At 69.4% G+C, this 22,378-nt stretch carries 16 protein-coding genes and 3 pseudogenes; 11 read left to right on the top strand and 8 right to left on the bottom strand.

Going from position 1 to position 22,378, the window contains the following annotated elements; all coding sequences use genetic code 11:
* The first annotated feature begins 4 nt into the window (after positions 1–4).
* On the top strand, positions 5–709 hold the full coding sequence (locus tag ACWC2T_RS34860; RefSeq protein ID WP_450674338.1) for an LmeA family phospholipid-binding protein: 705 nt from the start codon (positions 5–7) through the stop codon (positions 707–709).
* 83 nt (positions 710–792) lie between these two features.
* Positions 793–3,039, top strand: coding sequence for an MMPL family transporter (locus ACWC2T_RS34855; RefSeq protein ID WP_450674337.1), 2,247 nt, complete (start codon positions 793–795; stop codon positions 3,037–3,039).
* A gap of 66 nt (positions 3,040–3,105) precedes the next feature.
* On the opposite strand, the gene ACWC2T_RS34850 is transcribed toward ACWC2T_RS34855, so the two are convergent.
* The 3 genes from ACWC2T_RS34850 to ACWC2T_RS34840 all read right to left on the bottom strand — a co-directional run bounded on the left by ACWC2T_RS34850 (position 3,106) and on the right by ACWC2T_RS34840 (position 7,307).
* Complete coding sequence (locus tag ACWC2T_RS34850) at positions 3,106–4,437, bottom strand: MFS transporter (RefSeq protein WP_450674336.1); 1,332 nt, start codon at positions 4,435–4,437, stop codon at positions 3,106–3,108.
* A 119-nt stretch (positions 4,438–4,556) separates the two neighbouring features.
* On the bottom strand, positions 4,557–5,726 hold the full coding sequence (locus ACWC2T_RS34845; protein ID WP_450674335.1) for an acyl-CoA dehydrogenase family protein: 1,170 nt from the start codon (positions 5,724–5,726) through the stop codon (positions 4,557–4,559).
* A gap of 24 nt (positions 5,727–5,750) precedes the next feature.
* Positions 5,751–7,307 (bottom strand): acyl-CoA synthetase, encoded by a 1,557-nt coding sequence (locus ACWC2T_RS34840; protein WP_450674334.1) that lies wholly within the window; start codon positions 7,305–7,307, stop codon positions 5,751–5,753.
* A gap of 147 nt (positions 7,308–7,454) precedes the next feature.
* On the opposite strand from ACWC2T_RS34840, the gene ACWC2T_RS34835 reads away from it, so the two are divergent.
* The gene (locus ACWC2T_RS34835) at positions 7,455–8,084 is read left to right on the top strand and encodes a TetR/AcrR family transcriptional regulator (RefSeq protein ID WP_450674333.1); all 630 of its coding nucleotides are present in this window, start codon (positions 7,455–7,457) and stop codon (positions 8,082–8,084) included.
* A 6-nt stretch (positions 8,085–8,090) separates the two neighbouring features.
* Here ACWC2T_RS34835 and ACWC2T_RS34830 read toward each other — a convergent pair whose 3' ends face one another.
* Positions 8,091–9,299 (bottom strand): M20 metallopeptidase family protein, encoded by a 1,209-nt coding sequence (locus tag ACWC2T_RS34830; RefSeq protein WP_450674332.1) that lies wholly within the window; start codon positions 9,297–9,299, stop codon positions 8,091–8,093.
* A 162-nt stretch (positions 9,300–9,461) separates the two neighbouring features.
* On the opposite strand from ACWC2T_RS34830, the gene ACWC2T_RS34825 reads away from it, so the two are divergent.
* The 3 genes and pseudogenes from ACWC2T_RS34825 to ACWC2T_RS34815 all read left to right on the top strand — a co-directional run bounded on the left by ACWC2T_RS34825 (position 9,462) and on the right by ACWC2T_RS34815 (position 11,699).
* Complete coding sequence (locus tag ACWC2T_RS34825; protein WP_450674331.1) at positions 9,462–10,484, top strand: Lrp/AsnC family transcriptional regulator; 1,023 nt, start codon at positions 9,462–9,464, stop codon at positions 10,482–10,484.
* A gap of 107 nt (positions 10,485–10,591) precedes the next feature.
* The gene (locus tag ACWC2T_RS34820) at positions 10,592–11,197 is read left to right on the top strand and encodes a hypothetical protein (RefSeq protein ID WP_450674330.1); all 606 of its coding nucleotides are present in this window, start codon (positions 10,592–10,594) and stop codon (positions 11,195–11,197) included.
* Positions 11,089–11,699, top strand: a pseudogene (locus tag ACWC2T_RS34815) (PP2C family protein-serine/threonine phosphatase). The gene ACWC2T_RS34820 and the pseudogene ACWC2T_RS34815 overlap by 109 nt, the downstream one beginning before the upstream one ends.
* Here the strand turns inward: ACWC2T_RS34815 and ACWC2T_RS34810 are convergent.
* The 3 genes from ACWC2T_RS34810 to ACWC2T_RS34800 all read right to left on the bottom strand — a co-directional run bounded on the left by ACWC2T_RS34810 (position 11,655) and on the right by ACWC2T_RS34800 (position 13,478).
* Entirely contained in the window at positions 11,655–11,960 is a 306-nt protein-coding gene (locus tag ACWC2T_RS34810; protein WP_450674329.1) for a transposase family protein, read from the bottom strand. The pseudogene ACWC2T_RS34815 and the gene ACWC2T_RS34810 overlap by 45 nt on opposite strands.
* A gap of 90 nt (positions 11,961–12,050) precedes the next feature.
* Complete coding sequence (locus ACWC2T_RS34805; RefSeq protein WP_450674328.1) at positions 12,051–12,683, bottom strand: hypothetical protein; 633 nt, start codon at positions 12,681–12,683, stop codon at positions 12,051–12,053.
* 618 nt (positions 12,684–13,301) lie between these two features.
* Complete coding sequence (locus tag ACWC2T_RS34800) at positions 13,302–13,478, bottom strand: hypothetical protein (RefSeq protein WP_450674327.1); 177 nt, start codon at positions 13,476–13,478, stop codon at positions 13,302–13,304.
* A 521-nt stretch (positions 13,479–13,999) separates the two neighbouring features.
* On the opposite strand from ACWC2T_RS34800, the pseudogene ACWC2T_RS34795 reads away from it, so the two are divergent.
* Both ACWC2T_RS34795 and ACWC2T_RS34790 read left to right on the top strand, forming a co-directional pair.
* Positions 14,000–14,380 (top strand): annotated as a pseudogene (locus ACWC2T_RS34795) (class II aldolase/adducin family protein); the annotation flags it as partial.
* A gap of 254 nt (positions 14,381–14,634) precedes the next feature.
* Positions 14,635–15,594 (top strand): IS481 family transposase, encoded by a 960-nt coding sequence (locus tag ACWC2T_RS34790; protein WP_450674326.1) that lies wholly within the window; start codon positions 14,635–14,637, stop codon positions 15,592–15,594.
* Between the two features lie 24 nt (positions 15,595–15,618).
* Here the strand turns inward: ACWC2T_RS34790 and ACWC2T_RS34785 are convergent.
* Positions 15,619–15,969: pseudogene (locus ACWC2T_RS34785) on the bottom strand (glycoside hydrolase family 36 N-terminal domain-containing protein); the annotation flags it as partial.
* A 251-nt stretch (positions 15,970–16,220) separates the two neighbouring features.
* Between ACWC2T_RS34785 and ACWC2T_RS34780 the strand changes: the two are divergent.
* The 3 genes from ACWC2T_RS34780 (at position 16,221) to ACWC2T_RS34770 (ending at position 22,285) form a co-directional block, all read left to right on the top strand.
* On the top strand, positions 16,221–17,402 hold the full coding sequence (locus ACWC2T_RS34780) for an ROK family protein (RefSeq protein WP_450674325.1): 1,182 nt from the start codon (positions 16,221–16,223) through the stop codon (positions 17,400–17,402).
* A 423-nt stretch (positions 17,403–17,825) separates the two neighbouring features.
* On the top strand, positions 17,826–19,682 hold the full coding sequence (locus ACWC2T_RS34775; protein WP_450674324.1) for an alpha-galactosidase D: 1,857 nt from the start codon (positions 17,826–17,828) through the stop codon (positions 19,680–19,682).
* Between the two features lie 188 nt (positions 19,683–19,870).
* Entirely contained in the window at positions 19,871–22,285 is a 2,415-nt protein-coding gene (locus ACWC2T_RS34770; RefSeq protein WP_450674323.1) for a glycosyl hydrolase family 95 catalytic domain-containing protein, read from the top strand.
* Positions 22,286–22,378 lie beyond the last annotated feature (93 nt).

Genomic DNA, 22,378 nt, shown 5'->3' with positions numbered 1-22,378 from the left:
AGTCATGACAGTTTTTGGTCGGCTGATATCCCGCGCCGGTGCGCGGCGTCGCGTCACGCTCGCCGTGGTGACCACGGTCGCCCTGACCGGCACCGTGGGCATGGCCGGGCTCTTCTCCCGGGACAAGATCGGCGAACGGTTCGCGACGGGGGCCGGGAAACGGCTCGGCAGGACCCCGAGCGTCGACCTGGGCGCGACGCCCGCGCAGTGGCAGCTGGCCCGCGGCTCGTTCCCCGACGTCGGGCTGACCGCGGACGACGTGACGGTCCGCCGGATGTCGAAGCTCGGCATCGACGCCCACCTGCACCAGGTGCGACGAAGCAGCCACACCGTGACGGTGCGGTCCACCACCGTCGACGTCGACGTCCCCGCGGCCTCCCTGGTGGACGGCGCGCTCCAGGGCCTGGGCGGCGTGGTGGCTCCGGGCCCGGAGACCGGGCAGCTGATCGTCCGTATCGGCCCCGCGGGCGCGCTCACCGTCCCGGTCACGCCCACCCTGCACGGCGACACGATCCGGGCCGTGCCCGGCCGACCGACGTTCGACGGCGCTCCCCTGCCCGGCGCCCTGGCGCACAAGGTCACGGACAGGGCCGAGCGCTCCGTCGAACTGACCGGTCTCCCCCTGGCGTTGGAGCCGCGGCGGCTGGCCGTCACCGATGACGGTCTGCGCCTCACCCTGCGCGGCGGCCCGGCCGTATTCCACGCCTGATCAGCAGGCCCATCCCCCTCGCGGGCCCCTCCCCGACCGTGCCGCTCGCCCCTGCACATCCCCCCTCAAGGAGCACCTTTTCCATGGCTACCCTGCTCTACCGGATCGGCCGCGGTGCCTTCAGGCACCGCCGGGCGGTGCTGGCCGCCTGGCTGCTGGCACTGACCGCGGTGGTCACCTGTGTGATCACCTTCGGCGGCACGACCAACGACGAGTTCACCGTCCTGGGCTCACCGGCCCAGACCGCGATGGACACCCTCAAGACCGAGCTGCCCTCGGCGGCCGGCACCAGCGCCCAGATCGTCTTCGTGGCCCCCAAGGGGCACAAGATCACCGAACCGAAGTACGCCAAGGCGGTCAGCGCCACCATGGCGGAGGCCGACAGGGCCCCGCAGGTCGTCGGCGTCACCGACCCGGTGCAGAGCAAGGTCATATCGCCGGACCGCACGGCCGCCCTCGGCCAGGTCCGCTACCAGGTCAGCAGGGCCGACCTGCACGACGACAGCCTCACCTCGCTGGAGAAGACCACCCGGCCGGCGAAGGACGCCGGACTCACCGTCGAGGTCGGCGGGTCCGCCTACGGCAGCAGCAAGAGCACCGGCCACACCAAGGAACTGATGAGCCTGGCCGTCGCCCTCGTGGTGCTGACCATCACCTTCGGCTCACTCTTTGCCGCCGGCATGCCCCTGCTGACGGCGATCACCGGTGTCGGCATCACCCTGCTCGGACTGTCGGCGCTCACCGGCGTCCTGACCATCTCCAGCACCGCGCCCTCCCTGGCCTCGATGCTGGGTCTCGCGGTCGGCATCGACTACGCGCTGTTCATCCTCTCCCGCCACCGCTCCCAGCTCGCCACCGGCATGGACACTGAGGAGTCGGCGGCCCGCGCCACCGCCACCGCCGGCAGCGCGGTCGTCTTCGCCGGGCTGACCGTGATCATCGCGCTGTGCGGCCTGGCGGTCGTACGCATTCCGTTCCTGACCGTCATGGGTGTGGCCGGTGCCGCCGCCGTACTGATCGCCGTCGGCGTGTCCACGACGCTCCTGCCCGCCCTGATGGGCTTCGCCGGTGAACGGCTGCGGCCGAAGCCGGGCTCACGCACCGCCCGCCGCGAGCAGGCGGCCCACGGCGAAGGGCACAGCCGACGCAGGCCGATGGGCGAACGCTGGGGCAGGATCGCCATCCGCCGTCCGCTGCTCACCCTGCTGGCCGTCCTCCTGGGCCTGCTCGCCGTCGCCGTCCCCGCCCGCGACCTCCAGCTCGCCCTGCCCGACAACGGATCGGCCCCTGTGGGCAGCAGCCAGCGACAGGCGTACGACACCGTCGCAGAGAAGTTCGGCCCCGGCTTCAACGGTCCCCTGCTGGTCCTCGCCGACACCTCGCACACCGGCAGCCCGCAGCAGGCCACGGCCACCCTCGTCAAGGACCTGAAGGCAGACGACGGCGTCGCCGCGGTCGGCAAGCCGCAGGTCATCGAGCACGGGGACGCGGCGGTCATCCAGGTGGTGCCGAAGACCGGCCCGTCGGACCAGAAGACCAAGGATCTCGTCGAGCACATCCGCAACGAGGCGGGCGACTGGCACAGGCAGACCGGTGCCGAGGTGTCGGTGACCGGTACGACGGCTGTGAACATCGACGTCTCCGACCGGCTCGCGAGCTCGCTCGTCCCGTTCGCGCTGGTGGTCGTCGGCCTGTCCCTGCTGCTGTTGCTGCTCGTCTTTCGGTCGGTGATCGTGCCGGTGAAGGCCAGTCTGGGCTTCCTGCTGTCCGTGGCCGCCACCTTCGGCGCGGTCGTGGCCGTCTTCCAGTGGGGCTGGCTCTCCGGGCCCCTGGGGATCGCCGAGACCGGGCCGATCGTCAGCATCCTGCCCATCCTGGTGATGGCGGTGCTGTTCGGACTCGCCATGGACTACGAGGTGTTCATGGTCAGCCGGATGCGCGAGGCGTACGTCCACGGCGCCAAGCCACGCGATGCCGTCCTGGCGGGCTCGCGCCACGCCTCCCGGGTCGTCACCGCCGCCGCACTGATCATGTTCGCGGTGTTCGCGAGTTTCATCCCCGGCGGCAGCTCCATGCTCAAGCCGATCGCCTTCGCCCTCGCGGTCGGCGTCTTCATCGACGCCTTCTTGGTCCGCATGACGCTTGTCCCGGCGGTCCTCGCCCTGGTTGGGCGGTCGGCTTGGTGGCTGCCGAAGTGGCTGGAGCGCCTGCTGCCCCAGGTCGACATCGAGGGCGAACGGCTGAACGGCGACCACGGCACCGAGGCCGACGCTCCCGGGCACGGGGAGCCGGTCACCGCGGGCAGCGGCCTCGACGGCCGGACACTCTAGCCGCGCGCCCCGCCTGAAATACCGGGCCCGTCGCCGCAGTCCACGCGGCGACGGGCCCAGCCCCGGTCAGCGCGCGGCGTCCGCCACGGCCAGGTCCAGCCCCAGGCGCCGGGCGTCGTGCTCGGGGCGGATGGCGGCAAGGGCCAGGACGCCCGCGATGAGCATCACCGCGGCGGCGGCGAGGAACGCCCTGGTGTAGCCGGCGGCCGGACCGCTCGCCGCGTCGATCAGGTGACCCGTCAGGAACGGGGCCACGAGGCCGGGCAGGGTGCCGGCTGCGGCGACGATGCCGAAGACGGCGCCGCGCTGCCCGGCCGGCACGACCTCGGCCGTCGTCATGTAGTGGAGGGGGATGGCGATGGACGTGCCGCCGAAGGCCAGCGCGATCAGGACCAGGCGCGGACCCGACGCGCTGGCGAACGGGAAGGCGGCCATCGCACAGCCCGCCACGCACACGGCGATCCCCTGCGTCGCCCCGGTGGCCCAACGGCTGCTGACCCCACGGGACTTCAGCATGTCCACGAACGGGGAGACCGCCAGCAACAGCACCAGCGCGACGCCGGAGACGACGCTGATGGTGGTCGCGGCGGACTGTGCCGACATGCCCAGCTGGGTCCTGAGGTACGCGGGCAGCCACGCCTGGCTGAGGGACAGTGCCCACGCCGCGCCGAAGGCGCTGGAGATACTGCCCAGGACGGTGCCGGTCAGCAGTATGCGTCGGTACGGCAGCCGCAGCCGGCCGGAACCGGGGGCACCGGCGCGTGCGCTGTCGTACGGGCCGTCGTGGCCGACGCGCCACCACAGCAGCGCCCAGACTGCGCTGACCGCGGCGAGGGCCGCGTACGCCGAGCGCCAGCCGAATCCGGAGATCAGCCAGGTGACGAGCGGGGCGGCGATGAGGGTACCCAGTGCCGCCCCGCCGATCTGGAGGGCCGAGGGCAGGGCGCGCCGTTCGGGCGGGAACCACTTGTACAGGGCGTGCATCGAGATCGAGGCCGCCGGGCCCTCGGCTGCGCCCAGCAGGATGCGGCCGCCCATCAGGGTGGGCACCGAGGCCACGACCAGGACCGGAAGCTGGGCCACGGCCCACAGGACGGTCATGCCGAAGAGCAGAGTGCGGTTGGAGAGCCGGGTGGAGAGGAATCCGCCGACGAGTCCGGAGAGCGAGAACAGGAAGGAGAAGGAGCTGGAGATCAGCCCGTAGGTGCTGTTACTGAGGTGCAGTTCGTCCATGACCGGTACGGCGGCGAGTCCGAGGACGGACTTGTCCGCGTAGTTGACCACCATGAAGGTCACGATCATGGCCGTGATCAGCCAGGCTCTGCGCCGGCCGTGAGATGGAGCGGCGGTGAGGTCGTCGCCGAGCCCGGTCGACGGCGCGGAGGGGTGGGGTGCCATGGGCGGCTCCTGCGGGTGCGGGTGGGGCAGGGGGCGTACGAAGGGGGGCGGATCCCCGTGGCCGCAGGCCCCCGACTGCGGGGGCCTGCGGCACCGCCCGGGGGCACCAGGGGAATCGGTCAGATCAGGCCCTTGGCGATGGCGTTCTTGTGGATCTCGGTGGTGCCGGTGACGATCCGGAACATCCGCAGGCTGCGGAAGATCTGCTCGACCTCGTTGCCGCGGGTCAGCCCGGCCTTGCCATGGATCTGCACGGCCTGGTCGGCGACGCGGAAGCACGCCTCCGAGGCGAACAGCTTGCACATGTTGGCCTCGACGGAGACGTTCTCGCCCCGGTCGGCCTTGGCCGCCGTCGCCATCACCATCGAGCGGGCGGCGTAGATGTCGGTGGCCATCTCGGCGATCTTGTGGTGGATGGCCTGGTGGGCGAGCAGGGGCTGGCCGAAGACGACGCGGTTCGTCGCGTACTGAAGCGACAGGTCCCAGGCGCGGCGGGCGGCGCCGATCAGGGACGGGCAGTGCAGGAGCCGGTTGAGGGTGATGCGGCCGATGCCGATGCGCAGGCCCTGGCCGATCTCGCCGAGGAGGTTCGCGGCGGGGATCCGGCAGTGGTCGAAGACGAGGTCGCCCTCCATCTGCTGCCCCGACATGGGCACTTCGCCGTCCAGGACCGTGCAGCCGGGGGTGTCCAGGTCGACGAGGAACGCGCTGTACGCCTCCTCGGTGCCCGCCATGCGGGCCACGACGATCGCGAAGTCCGCGAAGGGGGCGGCGGAGCTGAACACCTTCTTGCCGCTCAGGACGTAACTGTCGCCGTCCGGGGTGGCGGTGGTCGTCATCCGGCGTACGTCGGAGCCGGCGTCCTCCTCGGTGATGGAGAAGCAGCAGGCGCGCTCGCCCCGGATGACGGGCATCAGGTAGCGCTCCAGTTGCTGTTCGGTGGCGTACTTCAGGATGGCGCCGGCGCGCAGTGGGCCGCCCATGTCACCCAGTACCGAGTGGGACAGGGCCGCTCCGGATGCGGTCAGCTCTTCCTTGACGGCGCAGAGTTCGGTGAAGTTCAGTCCCTGGCCGCCCAGTTCCGGGGGCAGGCTGATGCCGTAGAAGCCGAGTTCGCGGCTGCGTTTCCAGACGTGTTCGAGGGTGGGGCGGTCGAGCTTGCTCTCGGCGGTGATGCCGCGCTCGCGCTCGTAGGGGATCAGTTCGTCGCGCAGGTAGGCACGGAGGCGGACGACGAGGTCCTGCAGGCGGGGGTTGTCGTCGTAGGAGGGTTCGAGGGTGAAGGGCATGCGAGGCGGTGTCCTTACTGGGGTTCAGTTGACGCGGCGGTCGGCGCCCGCCCAGTAGCGGTCGCGGATCGCGCGGCGGTCGATCTTGCCGTTGGGGTTGTGGGGCAACGCGGCGACGAAGTCGACCGAGCGGGGTTTCTTCATGCGGGCCAGGCGGTCAGCGCAGAAGCCGATGAGGGCGGCCTCGGTGAGGGTGGCGCCGTCGCGTGGCACGACGACCGCCTTGACGGCCTCGCCCCACTGCTCGTCGGGGACGCCGACGACGGCCGCCTCGTACACGTCCGGGTGCTGGTGCAGGGCGGACTCGACTTCGACGGCGTAGATGTTGAACCCGCCGGAGACGATCATGTCCTTCTTGCGGTCGACGATGAAGACGTAGCCGTCCGTGCGGCGGCGGGCGAGGTCGCCGGTGAGGAACCAGCCGTCGCGGAAGGAGGCGGCGGTCAGCTCGGGTGCGCCGAGGTAGCCGGGGACGACGTCCGGTCCGCGTACGGCGATCTCGCCGATCTCGCCGTCCGGCACCGGGGTTCCGTCCTCACCGACGATCGCCACTTCGGCCTCGGCGAGGGGGCGCCCGCAGGACAGCAGCAGTTCCTCGTCCTCGCCCTCGATGGCCCGGCGGTGGTCCTGGGTGGACAGGAAGAGGACGCCGGAGGTGGTCTCGCCGCAGCCGTAGCCCTGGGAGAGGACCGGTCCGAAGAACTCCCATGCCTCGCGGATGCGTTGCGGTGACATGGGGGCGGCGCCGTAGATCAGCTGACGCAGGCTGGAGGTGTCGTAGTCGCGGGCGTTGGGCAGCGCGAGCACCGTGTTGACCATCGTCGGGACGACGAACGCGTGTGTGGACCGCTCCCGCTGGATCGTCGCGAGGAACTCCTCCGCGTCCCAGCGCGGCATGATCACCGCACAGCCGCCCGCGAAGAAGATGCCCAGCAGCGGCATGCCGGAGGCGTGCGTGACGGGTCCGGCGAGGATCTGCTTGTCGCCGAGGCCGACGCGGGTGTCGGCGCTCATCACCATCTTGCGCAGCAGCGCAAGGCGGTTCCCGTACGTCTGGATCGCGGCCTTCAGCGTGCCGGTGGAGCCGGACGTGAAGTGCAGGACGGCCGCATCGCCCTCGGCACACTCGACCGCAACGGGCTCCGGCTCATTTCCATACACGGTGTCCAGGTAACCAGGGCCCATGTCGCTGGAGCCGTCGTAGCCGATGACCGTCTTCACTCCGGTGCCGGACAGGGCATCGCGTACGGCGGCCAGGTGGACGGCGTCGGCGAGGAGCACCCGGGCGCCCGACTCACGCAGCAGGTGGGCCACCTCACCCGCGCCGAGCCGGGCGTTGATCGGGACGCGGACCAGGCCCGCCTTGTACAGAGCGACCTCCGTCACGACCAGCTCGGCCCGGTTGGCGGCCAGGGTCGCCACGCGGTCGCCCTGATGCAGGCCCAGGCCGCGCAGGGCCACCGCGAGCCGGTCACTGTGGTCGTCCAGTTCCGCGTACGTCAGCCGGGTCGCGCCGCAGACCACGGCCTCGGCGGTGGGATGGTGGCCGGCTGTCCGGCGTACATAGCGCCCCAGGTTCATCACGCACTCCACACTCAGTTTCTGAACAAATTGTCTGGTATCTATCTTGGTGTTCGGCAACGTAAGGCCAGCGTTAAGGTCGGGTCAACGGACCGGACGGGAAATCAGGTCAACGGGCCGGACGAGATGAGGCGAGAAGGAGACACCGTGGAGACGAAGCCCGCCGGGGACCGGCGCGTCCGGCGCACCCGTGCCGCCCTGCGCACGGCGCTGGTCGAGCTGGTCCTGGAAAAGGGGTTCCACGCGATCACGGTCGAGGAGATCGTGGAGCGCGCGGACGTCGGCCGGGCCACCTTCTACGCGCACTACCGCGACAAGGAGGACCTGCTAGTCGGGATCGTGCAGGACCTCGCCGAGGACCGCGAACGCCTGCTGCCGGCCGTCGAACAGGCCCGGGAGCAGGGCTTCACCGGACTGCCGGTGCTCTACGTCTTCCAGCACGCCGAACAGGAGCGGCCCGTCTACCGGGTCATCCTGCGCGGCGAGGGCGACGGCCGGGCGCTGCGCGAGTTCACCGAACTCATCCGCGCCCAGGCCGAAAAGGTCTTCCGCGCCCGCGCCGAACAGCTCGGCGCCACACCCCGCGTCCCCCTCGACGTCGTCGCCCGTGCCTGGACCGGCGAGCTGATCGGCCTGCTGTCCTGGTGGGTCGAACACGACACCGGCTACAGCGCCGAGGAGATCACCGCGCATCTGCGGGACCTGTCGGTGTACGGGCGGGTGTGGGCGACAGGGCTCACCCCCCTGGACGCGCCGGGTGCGCTGGATCCAACCTGAGCCCCCTTACTGGACATTGTGTCCAGTATCGGCGAGCCGACGCTCGGCCAGTTCAGCGAGCAGCGCCGCCTGCTTGTACAGCACCCGGTCGTCGAAGACGGCGCGCGGTGAGTGGTTCATCGGGGCGTTTCGCCAGTCGGCTCCCTCGGGCGCGGCACCGAGCAGCAGCATCGCGCCGGGGACGCGCTGCAGGACGTAGGAGAAGTCCTCCGAGCCGTTGGTGGGCTGTGAGGACTCCCACACCTCGTGCGCGTCGAACAGGTCCCGTGCGGTGGCGAGGGCGAAGCCCGTCTCGTCGGCATCGTTGACGGTGACCGGATAGCTCGTGACGTACTCCGCCTCCGCCTCCAGGCCGTGCGCGGCGGCGATCGACCGCACCAGCCGGGGCAGTCCCTCTGCGAGCCGCTCCTGGTTGTGCTCCGAGTAACTGCGCACGGTGGCCTCGAACTCGGCGGTGTCCGGGATGACGTTGGCCTGGGTGCCGGCGTGGAAGCTGCCCACGGTGACGACGGCCGGGTCGAAGACGTCGAAGGCACGGCCGATCCACGTCTGGATCGCGGTGACCGTCTCGCAGGCCACCGGGATCGGGTCCTTGGCCGTGGCCGGGTTCGCTCCGTGGCCGCCCTTGCCCCGCACGGTCACCGTCAGCCGGTCTGAGGCGGAGGTGATGGTGCCCGAGCGGGTGATGAACACGCCGCCGGGGACCCGGTTGGCGGCCACGTGGAGCGCGTACGCCGCGTCCAGGGGCCGGCCCGCTGCCTCCAGGACACCCTCCTCGATCATCGCGCCGGCCCCGTTGTGTCCCTCCTCCCCCGGCTGGAACATGAACACCACGTCTCCGTGCAGGTGCTCGCGCCGATCCGCGAGGAGGCGGGCCGCGCCGACGAGTCCGGCCGTGTGCAGGTCGTGCCCGCAGGCGTGCATCCGGCCGGGCACCTGGGACGCGTACGGCACACCGCTCGCCTCGGTGACGGGCAGGGCGTCCATGTCGCCGCGCAGCAGGACCGCACCGCCGGGCTTCCCGCCGTGCAGCACGGCGGTGACGGACGTGAGGTTCTCTCCGAGGGTGATTTCCAGAGGGAGTCCGTCGAGGGCCGCCAGTACCTTCTCCTGCGTGCGGGGGAGCCGCAGGCCCAGCTCCGGCTCTCGGTGCAGCGAGCGACGCAGCCGTACCAGCTCGGGCTGCAGTTCCTGGGCGCGTTCCACGACCGACATGCCGGATCGACCTCCTGGTGCCGTGTGACTGACTGGTACGGTCCGGGCGTACCGGGTCCAGACTGAAGCTCTGACCGCCCGACGAGTGGAAAGTGCAGGAAGCACGCAGGGAGGCACCCGATGCCGCAGCATCCGCGTCATCCTCTCCATTCCCTCGGCGATGTGGACCAAGCGCTCGTGCACGCCCTCCAGATCGCCCCGCGTGCGAGCTGGGCGCGCATCGGCACCGCGCTCGGCCTGGACGCCGTGACGGTGGCCCGGCGCTGGCAGCGGCTGGCCGAGGCCGGCGCCGCCTGGATCAGCTGCCACCCCGCCCCCGCGCTGGCCGGGTCCGGGCAGGGATGTCTGGCCTTCGTGGAGGTCGACTGCGCTCCCGGCCGCCTGCCACAGGTGGCCCGCGTGCTGGCCGCCGTCCCCCATGTCGTCGCGCTGTCGCAGGTCAGCGGGGACCGCGACCTGCTCCTGAACTTCATGGCCCGCGACCTGGCCTCCCTCACCCGGTGGACCACCGGCGACCTCGCGGCGCTGGAGGGGGTACGGGCCGTCCGCACCCATCTGGCCGGGCGGGTCCACACCGAGGCCAGCCGGTGGCGGCTGCGGGCCCTGACCCGGGACCAGGTCGCGCTGCTCACCGCGGACGAGCCCCATCGCCGTACCGCCGCCCCCGCCTTCCCCCTCACCGCACTGGACCAGCGGCTGATCACCGCTCTCTCCGTGGACGGCCGGGCCACCTACCGCGCGCTGGCCGCGCGGTGCGACGCGAGCCCGGACACCGTCCGCCGTCACGTCCAGCGGCTCTTCGCCGCTGATCTGCTGCACGCCCGCTGCGAGGTGGCCCGCCCCCTGTCGGACTGGCCGGTCGGGGTCACTCTCTGGGGCCAAGTTCCGGCCGCACGGCTCGATGAGGTCGCGCAGCGGGTCACCGGCATGCGCGAAGTTCGCCTGTGCGCCGCCGTCATCAGCCGGCACAACCTGCACCTCGTCGCCTGGGTGCGCTCCCTCGACGACGCCCAGCGCTTCGAGACCCGCCTCGCCGAACGGGCCCCGGACCTCACCGTCACCGACCGCACGGTCGCCCTGTGGCCCATGAAACTGAGCGGCCATCTGCTGGACGAGGACGGCTACCGGACCGGTGCGACCCCGCTCGCGCTGTGGAACAAGAGGCCGGGCTCGGACCCCGACTGACATCGCCGTCCCCGCCCGGACCACCCGCCGTACGACCGAACGGCACGTCCGTGCAAACCGGCGCACGCTGGTGCACAGCCCATCCCGAGCCACCGAGGAGCACCACCATGACCGGCGAGGACACCGGCCGGCCGACCGGCGCTCCACCCCGCCCGTGGTGGCTACGAGCCCTGCCCCTGGCACTGCTCGTCTTCCTGGTGCTCGCCCAGGTGATCCCTCCGAGAGACGTGGACGTCGGCTCCCTGCTGGCGGCGGTACCGCCCCTGGCCGCCCTCGCCTACGGCCCCCTCACCACCACCGCGATCTCGGCCGTCGTATTGGTCCTGGTCAACACGCCGCTGGTCACCGTCCACCACTGGGTGGCGAGCAGGATCACCGCGATCCTGCTCTGCGTGCTCAGCGTGCTGATCGCGCTCGGACGCACCCGCCGCGACGTTCAGCTCGTCACCGCCCGCTCCGTGGCCGAGGCCGCCCAGCGGGCCGTACTGGAACCCCCGCCCGCGACAGTCGGGCCTGTCCGTTGCGCCGCGCTCTACCGGGCCGCCCAGAGCGGCACGCTGGTCGGCGGCGACCTCTACGACGTCCAGGGGACACACCCCACGGCGTGCGCGCCATCGTCGCGGACGTCCAGGGCCACGGCATCGCCGCCGTCAAGACGGTGGCCGGCCTGCTCGGCACCTTCCGCGAGGCCGTCCTGGACGAACCTACGCTGACCGCCGTGGCCGACCGGCTGGACCGCCGACTCACGCTCGACGCCGCCCGCGGCGCCGCCGGCCCGGACGGAGGAGAACTTTTCGCCACCGCCGTCCTCCTGGAGTTCACCCCCGACGCCTCCGCCCTTCACGTCGTCTCTGCGGCCACCCGGCGCCCCTGCTGATCCGTGGCGGCTCAGCCGAGGAACTCCCTGTCGACCACGCCCCGCCCCTCGGCCTCGGCCTGACCTCTCTGGCCCGCACCGAGACCATCCCCTTGCGGCCCGACGACGTCCTGCTCGCCCACACCGACGGGGTGACGGAGGCCCGCGACGCGACAGGCACCTTCTACCCACTCGCCGACCGCGTGACAGCCGACGCCCCCACACACCTCGTCACCGCGCTCTGGCAGGACCTCTCCGCGTACGCCCCCACCATCGACGACGACGTGGCCCTCCTCGCCCTGGCGCCCACGCGGCTACCCGAACCACCCGAACCTCGAGAGCACGTGCCGGACACATGAGCCCGGGAAGCGGCGTTGAGGGGTGGAGTCGATGGCGAACCGTGCGATGCCGGCCAGCGTGGTGGCCCCGCCGAGGACCGCGAGCAAGCACAGGGCAAGCAGAGGGCCCAGCCGGTAGCGGCGGCCTCTTGCGCGCCGCGGATCGGGAAGCCGGTCCAGGACCGTCGACAACGAGGTCAGGTCGGGCAGTTCGACGGGCGGGCAGGACAAGTCGACGTCCTCGCGGTGGCGTTGCAGGACACCGGTCAGGGAGGATGACACGCGAACGCGACACCTGTTCGTGATCAAAGGCTTCGACAACCTTGATCATCGGGGGTCGCGTTCGTCGCCTCCAGTTGGTGGTCTCGGCTTTCAGGGGGTGAGTTGTTTGGCGATCCTGAGGAGTTCGGCTTCGTGGAGTTCCTGATCCGTGGTGCTCACGATGAATGTGTAGGTCCCGTTCGTCCATGTCACGGTGTTATTGGAGTCCGGGGTGAGCCCACCGATCCATCCGTGGATGGACTCCGGAGTGCCTGCGGCACTCGCTGTGAGATTTCCGGCGATTTGCGCGATGCTCAAAGACGCCTTCTCCGAGGCGCGGTGGTAGAAACGGGTCCAGGCCGGGCCTGAGCTTCGCGTCCGAATGAATGGTGGCAGCAGGTCATGCTGGCTGGAGTCGCTCCACTGCACGTGAGTGGCTGGGGAATAGCCTTGCGGGAGATATCGCGGGTTGGCCAGCCGCTCCTGGTCGAAGGGGGCAATGGTCCAGCCGTTCCCGGCGTCTACCAGCCGTCGCGTCCCTAGCGGTGACCGCAGCGTTGTGGTGATCTGCTCGTGGATCCTGGTGCACTGATGACGGAGATCGACATCACTTTCCTGCAGTTCCAAGGTGACGGAATCGCGGGATTCGCTCGCCACCAGGCGGGGCGGGTCCTGCTGGCATGGGGCCCGGCTGTTCAGGGTGGTGATGGTGCGGCCGTCACCGCTCACCAGTACCTCACCCAAGGCCCCCTCCCCATGCCTGCGGTCCCTCATGATCGATGCAGTGACGGCAATGGCGAGAGCAGCCCCTACAACAACGGCCAACATGATGAGTAGGGTTCGGTGACGCCTTTTCGGGTTCACGGTCGTGCTCCAAGGTGGGTGAGCCAGCTCCCTGGCTTTATTCGATGGGTCGTGTAGTCCTCGGGGCGGCACCCCCGCTTCGCGTCATACGGGTTCAACGGCTCGTCCAAGTCGACATAGAGGAGGGGAGGGCGCACCAGGGAGCTTCTCATTTCATCAGCCCGTATGAGGTGCGATGAGCGTAACTTGGTTCACCAGCACGGGACCCTGTGTCTCTCAGGTGACTCCGACTGGCTATCCACGCGTGAGATCAATGACGGCGCACGGAGGTGGATCCCGGTGACGGTCCGCCGATTGAGGAAGGCAAGGATTCGCCCGAAGTCCAAGAGCCCCGGTCCACAGGGGGCGGGTCGTCTTGTGTACTCCGCCGCATGCCATCACTGAGCTGTCCCAGGCGTACCAAGGCCGATAAAGTCCGACGGCCCGGTGGGCCCGCTCTGTCCGACCTGATGCCTTGTCCTAGTCGAGTGGCACAGTCCTGCACCCGCAGGGCTGCCATCACCCGGCCGGGGGTTCTACGGCGACGGCCTGAATCCGGTCACCGAATTCCGCGCCCAGCTCGCGCTTGGCCCGTTCCAGGTCGCCGTTAACACCGACCTCCACGACCCCACGGGTGAATGCGAGCTCATCCCCTCCGCTGCTGACCCTGACGATGCGGTAACCGGTTTCAGTCATTCCTGTTGGAATACTCGCGGCCCAAGGAAAACAGGCGATGAGCTGGTCGGCAGAGTTCACTGCGGTTAGCCCGCAACGAGTAGCGCGGGTCCCTGCCGGCGCCCGTCATGGGATAGCACCTGCGTTTCATCGAACGCACGCGACTGCGGGACTGTGGGAGCGATTCGCTTATGACGTGTCTTGCTCTGCTGCGGGTTGGAAGTTGGTTACGGACGAAGGCCTTGGGGTTCAGGTCGCACGCGGTTGCGATCGGGACGTCCGAGGCGCCCGGGCCGGGGAAGTGCACGTGGCCGGTGGGGCCGAGCGGGTCGAGGGCGCGCCCCGCTCGGCCCCGCTGGACGGGGTCATGTGCAGAGAGGCCCGAACCGGTCCTTTACCCCGGATCAGGCGGCGGTGTGCGCTGCGCGGTAAGGGACCAGGAACGGGGTCAGCGCCGCCAGCATCTGCTCGGGTGCCTCTTCGGCGACCCAGTGGCCGGTGGCGGGGATGACCACGGTCTGCACGTCGTGTGCAGCAGAATCCCGCTGGCACCACTGACCCAGGACGCCTGCGCCTTCTTCGAGGACCAAGGCCTCTACGCCGACTATCGCGGAGTCGTGAGCGATGCCGACGAGGGGCGCCGCATCGGCGAGGCACTCGGCTCGGCGAAGGCCGTCATCCTGAAGAACCACGGCCTGCTGACCGTCGGTCAGTCCGTTGCCGCCGCCGCGTGGTGGTTCATCACGATGGAACGGTCGTGCCAGGCGCAACTCCTGGCCATGGCCGCCGGCACCCCCGACGAGATCGACCGGGAGACCGCGGAGCAGGTCCGCACACAGATCGGCGGGCCCCTCGCGGGCTGGTTCCAGTTCCGTCCGCTGTGGGACCAGATCATCGCCTCCTCGCCGGACCTGTTCGACTGAGGCTCCCGACCGAGCAAGACCGGCCAGCCGGGCCAGAACCGACCAGGCGCGGGTCAAGACGTTGATCGGCCTGTCGGCGTACAAGCGAACGTGGCCCTGGCAAGATTTCCGTGATGCCAGGATGCGCCACTGTGCGCCGGTGACGCTCCGTCACGGGTAGCGGCACTCTCAGCGAGTGTGACGACCTCGTACGGATCGTCTAAAACTGACGATCATCGTTGACACCTGGGTCTTCGATCACTACGGAGATCCACATGCCGAAGCCCACGCCCACAACCCCGCCGCTTGACCGGGAGGCCAAGCGGCGCCTGGCCGTCATACGCCACGTCGAAGAGGTCACCGGGAACGTCGCGATGTCCTGCCGGTACTTCGGGATCAGCCGGCAGGCGTACTACACCTGGTACCGCCGTTACCAGGCCGAGGGCGTCGAGGGCCTGCGCACCCGGTCCAAGGCGCCGAAGACCTCTCCGAACGCGACCCACGTTGAGGTGGTCGGGAAGATCATCTACCTCCGGCAGAACTACCACTTCGGCCCCGAGAAGATCGCCATGTACCTCAAGCGGTACCACGACGTCACCATCAGCAAGTCGGGTGTCTGGCGCATCCTGAACCGCTTGGACATGGGACGCCTGCCGGCCTCGCAGCGCTGCAAGCGCCACGACCGCAGATGGAAGCGGTACGAGAAGCAACTGCCCGGCCACCGCGTCCAGATCGACGTGAAGTTCATCGAGCCGCTCGCCTCGATGCCCCAAGGCCGACGCGGCGGCCGCAACAAGTACTTCCAGTTCACCGCGATCGACGACTGCACCCGCCTGCGCGTCCTGCGGATCTACCCGACGCTGAACCAGAACACCGCCATCCAGTTCCTCGACTACGTACTGCAGCGCCTGCCGTTCCAGGTCCAGGTCATCCAGACCGACAACGGCGCCGAGTTCCAGTCCGCCTTCCACTGGCACGTGCTCGACAAGGGCATCGCCCACACCTACATCAAGCCCCGCACACCGCGGCTGAACGGGAAGGTCGAACGCTCCCACCGAATAGACGCCGAGGAGTTCTACCGGCTCCTGGACGGCGTCGTCATCGACGACGCCGAGGTCTTCAACGACAAGTTGCGCGAGTGGGAGGACTACTACAACTACCATCGCCCCCATGGCGGTCTCGGCGGCCAGACCCCCTACGAACGCCTCAAGCAGAAGACCACGACTCAGGCGTAATCGATCTTTGTCAGTGGCACAGCGCTCGATGACGTCCGTGTCGTCGTGTACGCGGTAGTGGAGGGTGACCGCCAGTGGGTAGTGGCGGTCGCGGAACTCCAGGGTGAGTTCCGTCGTTCCGGGCGCCGGGTCGCTGATCCGGAGGCCCAGGTGCGCCCACTCGAAGGCCCGGGTGTCGTCGGCGAACCGCACTCGGAGGGACGGCGCTCCGTACCGGGCCCCACCGTCGACCGGCAACTCCTCTCCGGCCGGGGAGCGGCCCGCGAAGCTGCTTTCCTCCCCGGCCGGGAGCGGTACGAACTGACCGGCCGCGGCGAGGGACAGCCGAGGTCCCCAGGCGAGGTGGCAGGGCGCTCCCGTGTCGTCGATCCGCATCGCGTACGACGTGTGCGCAGTGGAGAGCAGCCAGACCCCGTAGGTGGAGTCGAAGGAGATGGCAGACATGGGTCCTCACGTTCGGAGAGTGTCGCGCAGGAGCAGTGCTGCAGCCAACCGTGCCTTCGATCCCTTGTCAACGCTGGTAGTGGATCTCCGATTTACAGGTTTCTGCTGGTCAACTCATGCCCTTGAAAAAGACAGTGCTTTCTTCATTGACAGCGAAAAATAACCTCCCTAAGTTTCCGGCCATGCGCTCGACCCCCTCCCGCGAGGCAGCCCCGGCGATGACGCCGGCCGCTTCCCTGGTGTTCACCACCCTGCTCTCCCACGGACCGCTCACCCGGGCCGAGGTCGGGCGGCGGACCAGGCTCTCTCCAGCAGCCGTCACCAAGGCGGTCCGTCCGCTGATGGAGCTCGGCTATCTGGTCGAGGGCGTGGACGAAGAGGCGCGGCCGGCGGTGGGACGTCCGGCCAACCTGGTGTGGGTGGACGGGGGAAAGGCGCTGTTCATCGGGATCAAGGTGACGGGTGACGAGATCATCGCCGTAGTGGCCGACCTGCGTTGCCGGATCCGGATCTCCCGGCACGTACCCCTCACAGACCGCGAGCCGGAAGCGGTGCTCCCCGCCATCACCGCACTGGTACAGGAACTGCTCACCGAGGCCGACGGATTCGGTGTGCGGGTGCGGGGGCTGGGCATCGCGATCTCGGGGGACGTGGACCGCGCGGACGGAGTGGTCCGCTACTCGCCCTTCCTGGAGTGGCGGGACGTACCGCTCGCCGAACTCGCCGGGACCACGACCGGACTGCCGGTCACGGTCGACAACGACGTACGGGCGCTCACGGTCGCCGAGCACTGGTTCGGGGCGGGTGTCGGACTCTCGGACTTCGCCCTGGTGACCGTGGGCGCCGGCATCGGCTGTGGCCTGGTGGTGCACGGGCGGGTGGTGTCGGGCGCGCACGGCGTGGCCGGCGAGATCGGGCATCTGTCCCTCGACCCGCTCGGCCCGCTCTGCCACTGCGGCAACCAGGGGTGCGTGGAGGCGATCGCGGCGGATCCCGCGATACTCCGCGCGGTGCGCGCGGCCACGGGCAAATCGGTGACCGACACGGCCGAGGCTCTGGACCTCGCCCGCGGCGGAGACCCCGGTGTCCGCGCGGTATACGCACAGGCCGGCGAAGCCATCGGCAAGGCCATCGGCTCCCTCGTGAACATCTTCGGGCCCGAGCGGGTGATCATCTCCGGCGAGGGCCTGGCCGCCTACGACCTCTTCGCCGAGGGCGTCCAGGACGCGTTCGCCGCCTCCGCCTTCGGTACCGCTGCGCAGTGTGACGTGATCACACGCCCCCTGCCCTTCGAGGAGTGGGCGCGCGGGGCCGCGGCCACCGCGATCCAGTCCTTCATGGCATCGGACACGTACGAGGAGTAACGATGACGCTGCTGAGTCACGGCCCATAGACCGGCGCAGAAGCCGGCCGCCGAACGGCGCTCCCGCCGCTGTTCGGTGTCGGGGCCGTCACCCGGGTCGGACCCGCTCCCGCCGCCTCCCCCGCGGGGGCCGGGTCCGACCGGAAGACCGTGCTCCTTCCCCACCTCGTCGCGGCAGGTGCTCGCACGACCGCGAACCCCGTGCTCCTGGTGCACTTCACGCTGCGGCAACAGTCCACCAGCGGGCTCACCATCGGCTCGGGCAGGGCTGAACCACCGACCCGACGCCCTGGCGTGCGGCCACCCGACCGCCTCGCCCCGGCGTCCCGCCGGACACCGCCACAACTCCCCTGCCCGGAACAACGCCCGTCCCCCACCGGGTTCCCCCGCCCAACCCCGCACACCCCAGCACAGGAGGCGACCCATGGGGTCATCGCCGTACAGAGCCCTGCGTGAAGCCGTCCCCGGCTTCCCGCGCCGCTACGTCAGAGCGACGCTGGTCCTGGCCGTCACAGCCGGACTCGCCACAGCGGTCCCGGCCGCCACCCAGGCCGCCACGTCCAACTCCACGGGTGCAGCCGCCACTTCGGCGGAAGCCGGCTCCGGTCTGGCGGCCAAGCCGTACATGGGCTGGTCCAGCTGGAGTATGCAGTCCTCCCAATACCCCGGCCTGAACCCGGACGGCAACTACAGCTACCTCACCGAGGCCAACGTCCTGAAGCAGACGGACGCCCTCGCTTCGAAGCTGAAGAAGTACGGCTACGACTACGTCAACGTCGACGCCGGCTGGTGGATGGACAAGAACTGGACGACGGAGTTCGACCAGTACGGCCGTGAGACGCCCGACCCGGTCCGCTTCCCCCACGGCATGAAGCCGGTCGCCGACCACATCCACTCCAGGGGTCTCAAGGCCGGCATCTACCTGCCCGTCGGCCTGGAGAAGGGGGCGTACGGCGGCGGCCAGGTGCCGATCTGGAACGCCCCAGGCTGCACCACCGCGGACATCGTCTACCCGGATTTGCGCACCACCAACGGCTGGGACAGCGCCTACAAACTGAACTTCGACAATCCCTGCGCGCAGAAGTACATCGACTCCCAGGCGCAGATGCTGGCGGACTGGGGTTACGACTTCCTGAAGCTGGACGGGGTGGGTCCAGGCTCGTTCAAGTCCGGTGACAACTACAACAACGTCGCGGACGTGGCCGCCTGGCACAAGGCCATCGCCGCCACGGGGCGCCCGATCCACTTTGAACTGTCCTGGTCGCTGGACGTCGGTCACGCCGCCGACTGGAAGAAGTACGCCAACGGCTGGCGTATCGACACCGATGTCGAGTGTTACTGCAAGACACTGGTCACCTGGGAGAACTCGGTCAACGACCGATGGGACGACGCCCCCGCGTGGAGCGACAAGGCGGGCCCGGGCGGCTGGAACGACCTCGACGCGGTCGATGTCGGCAACGGGGCGATGGACGGCCTCACCAACGCCGAGCGGCAGAGCTACATGACCCTGTGGGCCATCAACAAGTCGCCGCTGTTCACCGGTGACGACCTCACCCAGCTGGACAGCTACGGCCTCTCCCTGCTGACCAACCAGGAGGTCATCGCCGTCGACCAGAACAACTCGCCCGTCGCACGCCCCGTCACCCCGATGGGCGACGAGCAGGTCTGGGGAACCAGGAACTCCAACGGCACGTACACAGTCGCCCTGTTCAACCTCGGCAGCTCGTCGGCCTCCGTCACCGCCGAATGGGCGTCCTTTGGCTTCACCGGATCCGCCTCCGTGCGCGACCTGTGGAACCACCAGGACCTCGGGACCCGCAAGAACAAGATCACCGCAACGCTGCCCGCACACGGCTCCCGGCTGTTCACCGTCAAGCCGGGCGGCGCCCCGCTGGCGACCACCAGCTACGAGGCCGAGTCCACGAACAACACCCTGACCGGAAACGCCTCGGTCGCGACATGCGACGCCTGCTCCGGCGGCAAGAAGGTCGGCAACCTCTACCTCGACAGCAAGCTGCAGTTCAACGACATCAAGGTGAAGAAGGACGGCATCTACACCGTCAAGGTCGCCTACGTCAGCGGCGACCCCCGCTCGGTCACCGTCTACTCCAACAGCAGCAACGGCACCAAACTGAAGTTCCCCTCCACAGGCGACTGGAGCACGGTCCACACCGTCAGCGTCCAGCTGGCCCTGAAGGCGGGCACCAACACCATCACCTTCGACAGCGGCTGGGACTACTCACCCGACATCGACAGGATCGACGTGCCCAAGTCCGCCTGACCCACCCTTCCCGCGGGGCCCGGCCATATCGCTGCCGGGCCCCGTACCCAGGGACCGTCACCTCCCCCACACACGACCCCGCAGCATCCGGGCCTCCCCCACGCCCGCCATGTTGGCCCCACCCATCGCCCGACGGTCCCTAACCGTCCTCCCCGCATGCGCCGTTCCCCCGACATGGAGTGCACCACGTGGACACCCAGCACACCGATTCGCGCGAGCACCGCCCGAGCCGCAGGGGCTTCCTCGCTCTCGCCACCGCCGGCGCGGCCGCCGCCCTCGGCGGTCTGCCCGCCTTCACGGCCTCGGCGGCCCCCCTCCGCCCCACCTCCTCGCCCCTGTTGTCCGCGGCCACAGCCGCGAAGAACCAGCTGTGGTGGCAGGCTCCCGCCTCCTCCAACTCGATGATCCAGCAAGGTTTGCCGGTAGGAAACGGCCGCCTCGGAGCGCTCGCGAGCAACGACCCCTCCAGCGAACTGCTGACGATCACCGATTCCACGCTGTGGACCGGCGGCCTCAACGACACCCTGCAGAGCGACGGCCAGTTCCCCTACGGCCGCGAGGACTTCGGCTCCCTGACCCTGCTGGCCAAGCTCACCGTCGACATCCCCGCGCACGACCTGGGCGCCGTAGACAACTACCGCCGCACCCTGGACCTGGCCCAGGGCCTCGTCAGCGCCTCGTACGACCTGTCCGGCGTCACCTACCAGCGGAAGATCTTCGCCAGCCGCCCCGACGACGTCATCGTCCTGTACTTCTCCCAGCGGGGCGGCGGCACCTACACCGGTAACGTGTCCCTCGCCGGCACCCACGGCGAGTCCACCACCGCCAACAGCTCCGGGAGCTACGCCTCGTTCGGCGCCTCATTCGCCAACGGGCTGAAGTACGGCGCCGCCGTCACCGCGTACAGCACCAGCGGCAAGGTCGCCGTCAAGGGTACGTCGATCTCCTTCAGCGGCTGCAAGGACCTGACCGTCGTGATGAGCGGCGGCACCAACTACGCGCCCGACGCCGCCGCCAAGTTCCGTGACCCGTCCCTGGACCCGGAGCATCTGTCGCGGACCAAGGTCCTGGGCGCGGCCGGTCACTCCGCGAGCACCCTGCTGCACACTCATGTCGCCGACTTCCGCCCGGTGTTCGAGCAGTTGGACATCAACCTCGGCACATCGTCCTCGGCACAGCGCAAGCTGGACACCTGGCATCGGGTGCGGGCCCGCTACCGGGACAACGTCCCCGACCCCGAACTAGAGGCGGCCTACCTGCAGTTCGGCCGCTACCTGATGATCTCCGGGTCGCGGGGCACGCTGCCGATGGGCCTGCAGGGCCCGTGGCTGGACGGCAACGACCCGGACTGGATGGGCGACTACCACACCGACATCAACGTCCAGATGAACTACTGGATGGCCGACCGGGCGGGCCTGACCGGCTGCTTCGACGCTTTCGCGGACTACTGCATCGCGCAGCTGCCCTCCTGGACGGACGTCACCCAGCGGCTGTTCAACACGCCCAGCAACCGGTACCGCAACTCGAGCGGAAAGATCGCCGGCTGGACGATCGCGATCTCCACCAACCCCTACGGCGGAGGCGGCTGGTGGTGGCACCCGGCCGGCAACGCCTGGCTCTGCCAGAGCCTGTTCGAGCACTACGAGTACACCCGGGACCGGACCTACCTCGACAAGATCTACCCCCTCCTCAAGGGCGCCGTGGAGTTCTGGGAGGCCCGCCTCATCACCACGACCGTCACCGACGCCTCCGGAGCCTCGCGCGAGGTCCTGATCGCCGACAGCGACTGGTCCCCCGAGCAGGGTCCGCTGGACGCCAAGGGCATCACCTACGCCCAGGAGTTGGTGTGGAACCTCTTCGGCAACTACCACACCGCGGCCAAGGTACTGGGCAAGGACACCTCCTACGGCACAACCGTCGACGGTCTGCGTCAGCGCCTCTACCTGCCCGTGGTCAGCCCCAAGACCGGCTGGCTGGAGGAGTGGATGTCGCCCGACAACCTCGGTGAGACCACACACCGGCACCTCTCGCCGCTCTTCGGCCTTTTCCCCGGGGACCGGATCCGCCCGGACGACTCCACGCCGAAGGACATCCTCGCCGGAGCGACGGCACTCCTGACCGCCCGCGGCATGAACAGCTACGGCTGGTCCAACGCCTGGCGCAGCCTGTGCTGGGCTCGACTGAAGAACGCGGAGAAGGCCTACCAACTCGTCGTCAACAACCTGAAGCCGTCGATGAGCGGCAGCAACGGCACCGCGTCGAACCTCTTCGACATCATGGACATGGGCGGCGGTCGCGGCATCTTCCAGATCGACGCAAACTTCGGCACCCCCTCCGCGATCATCGAGATGCTGGTCTACTCACGGCCGGGCCACGTCGAACTGCTGCCCGCGCTGCCCTCCGCATGGGCGGCATCCGGCTCGGTGTCCGGCGTCGGAGTCCGCGGCGGCTTCGTCGCCGACCTCACGTGGAAGAACGGCAAGGTCACGCAGGTGACGCTGAAGAGCGTCGGCGGGCGTGACACCACCGTCTTCGCGGGCGGCACTTCGCGGAAGGTCAGTCTCAAGCCCGGTCAGTCCGTCACGCTGGGCAGCTTCGGCTGAGACACACATCCCCCCTCCGGAAGGACGGGGATTCACGCTGACCGCGCCACGCTGCGCGTCTTCGTCGGACGACAAGAAGAGTGGAGAGATCGA

The organism is Streptomyces sp. NPDC001393 (assembly GCF_053597455.1).
Note: the sequence above shows the minus strand (reverse complement) of the source record. Positions and strands in the feature narration are given on the sequence as shown.

Coding starts and splice junctions, on each gene's coding strand:
- ACWC2T_RS34860 (WP_450674338.1), top strand. CDS start 5: ATGACAGTTTTTGGTCGGCTGATATCCCGCGCCGGTGCGCGGCGTCGC.
- ACWC2T_RS34855 (WP_450674337.1), top strand. CDS start 793: ATGGCTACCCTGCTCTACCGGATCGGCCGCGGTGCCTTCAGGCACCGC.
- ACWC2T_RS34850 (WP_450674336.1), bottom strand. CDS start 4,437: ATGGCACCCCACCCCTCCGCGCCGTCGACCGGGCTCGGCGACGACCTC.
- ACWC2T_RS34845 (WP_450674335.1), bottom strand. CDS start 5,726: ATGCCCTTCACCCTCGAACCCTCCTACGACGACAACCCCCGCCTGCAG.
- ACWC2T_RS34840 (WP_450674334.1), bottom strand. CDS start 7,307: ATGAACCTGGGGCGCTATGTACGCCGGACAGCCGGCCACCATCCCACC.
- ACWC2T_RS34830 (WP_450674332.1), bottom strand. CDS start 9,299: ATGTCGGTCGTGGAACGCGCCCAGGAACTGCAGCCCGAGCTGGTACGG.
- ACWC2T_RS34820 (WP_450674330.1), top strand. CDS start 10,592: ATGACCGGCGAGGACACCGGCCGGCCGACCGGCGCTCCACCCCGCCCG.
- ACWC2T_RS34800 (WP_450674327.1), bottom strand. CDS start 13,478: ATGACTGAAACCGGTTACCGCATCGTCAGGGTCAGCAGCGGAGGGGAT.
- ACWC2T_RS34790 (WP_450674326.1), top strand. CDS start 14,635: ATGCCGAAGCCCACGCCCACAACCCCGCCGCTTGACCGGGAGGCCAAG.
- ACWC2T_RS34780 (WP_450674325.1), top strand. CDS start 16,221: ATGCGCTCGACCCCCTCCCGCGAGGCAGCCCCGGCGATGACGCCGGCC.
- ACWC2T_RS34775 (WP_450674324.1), top strand. CDS start 17,826: ATGGGGTCATCGCCGTACAGAGCCCTGCGTGAAGCCGTCCCCGGCTTC.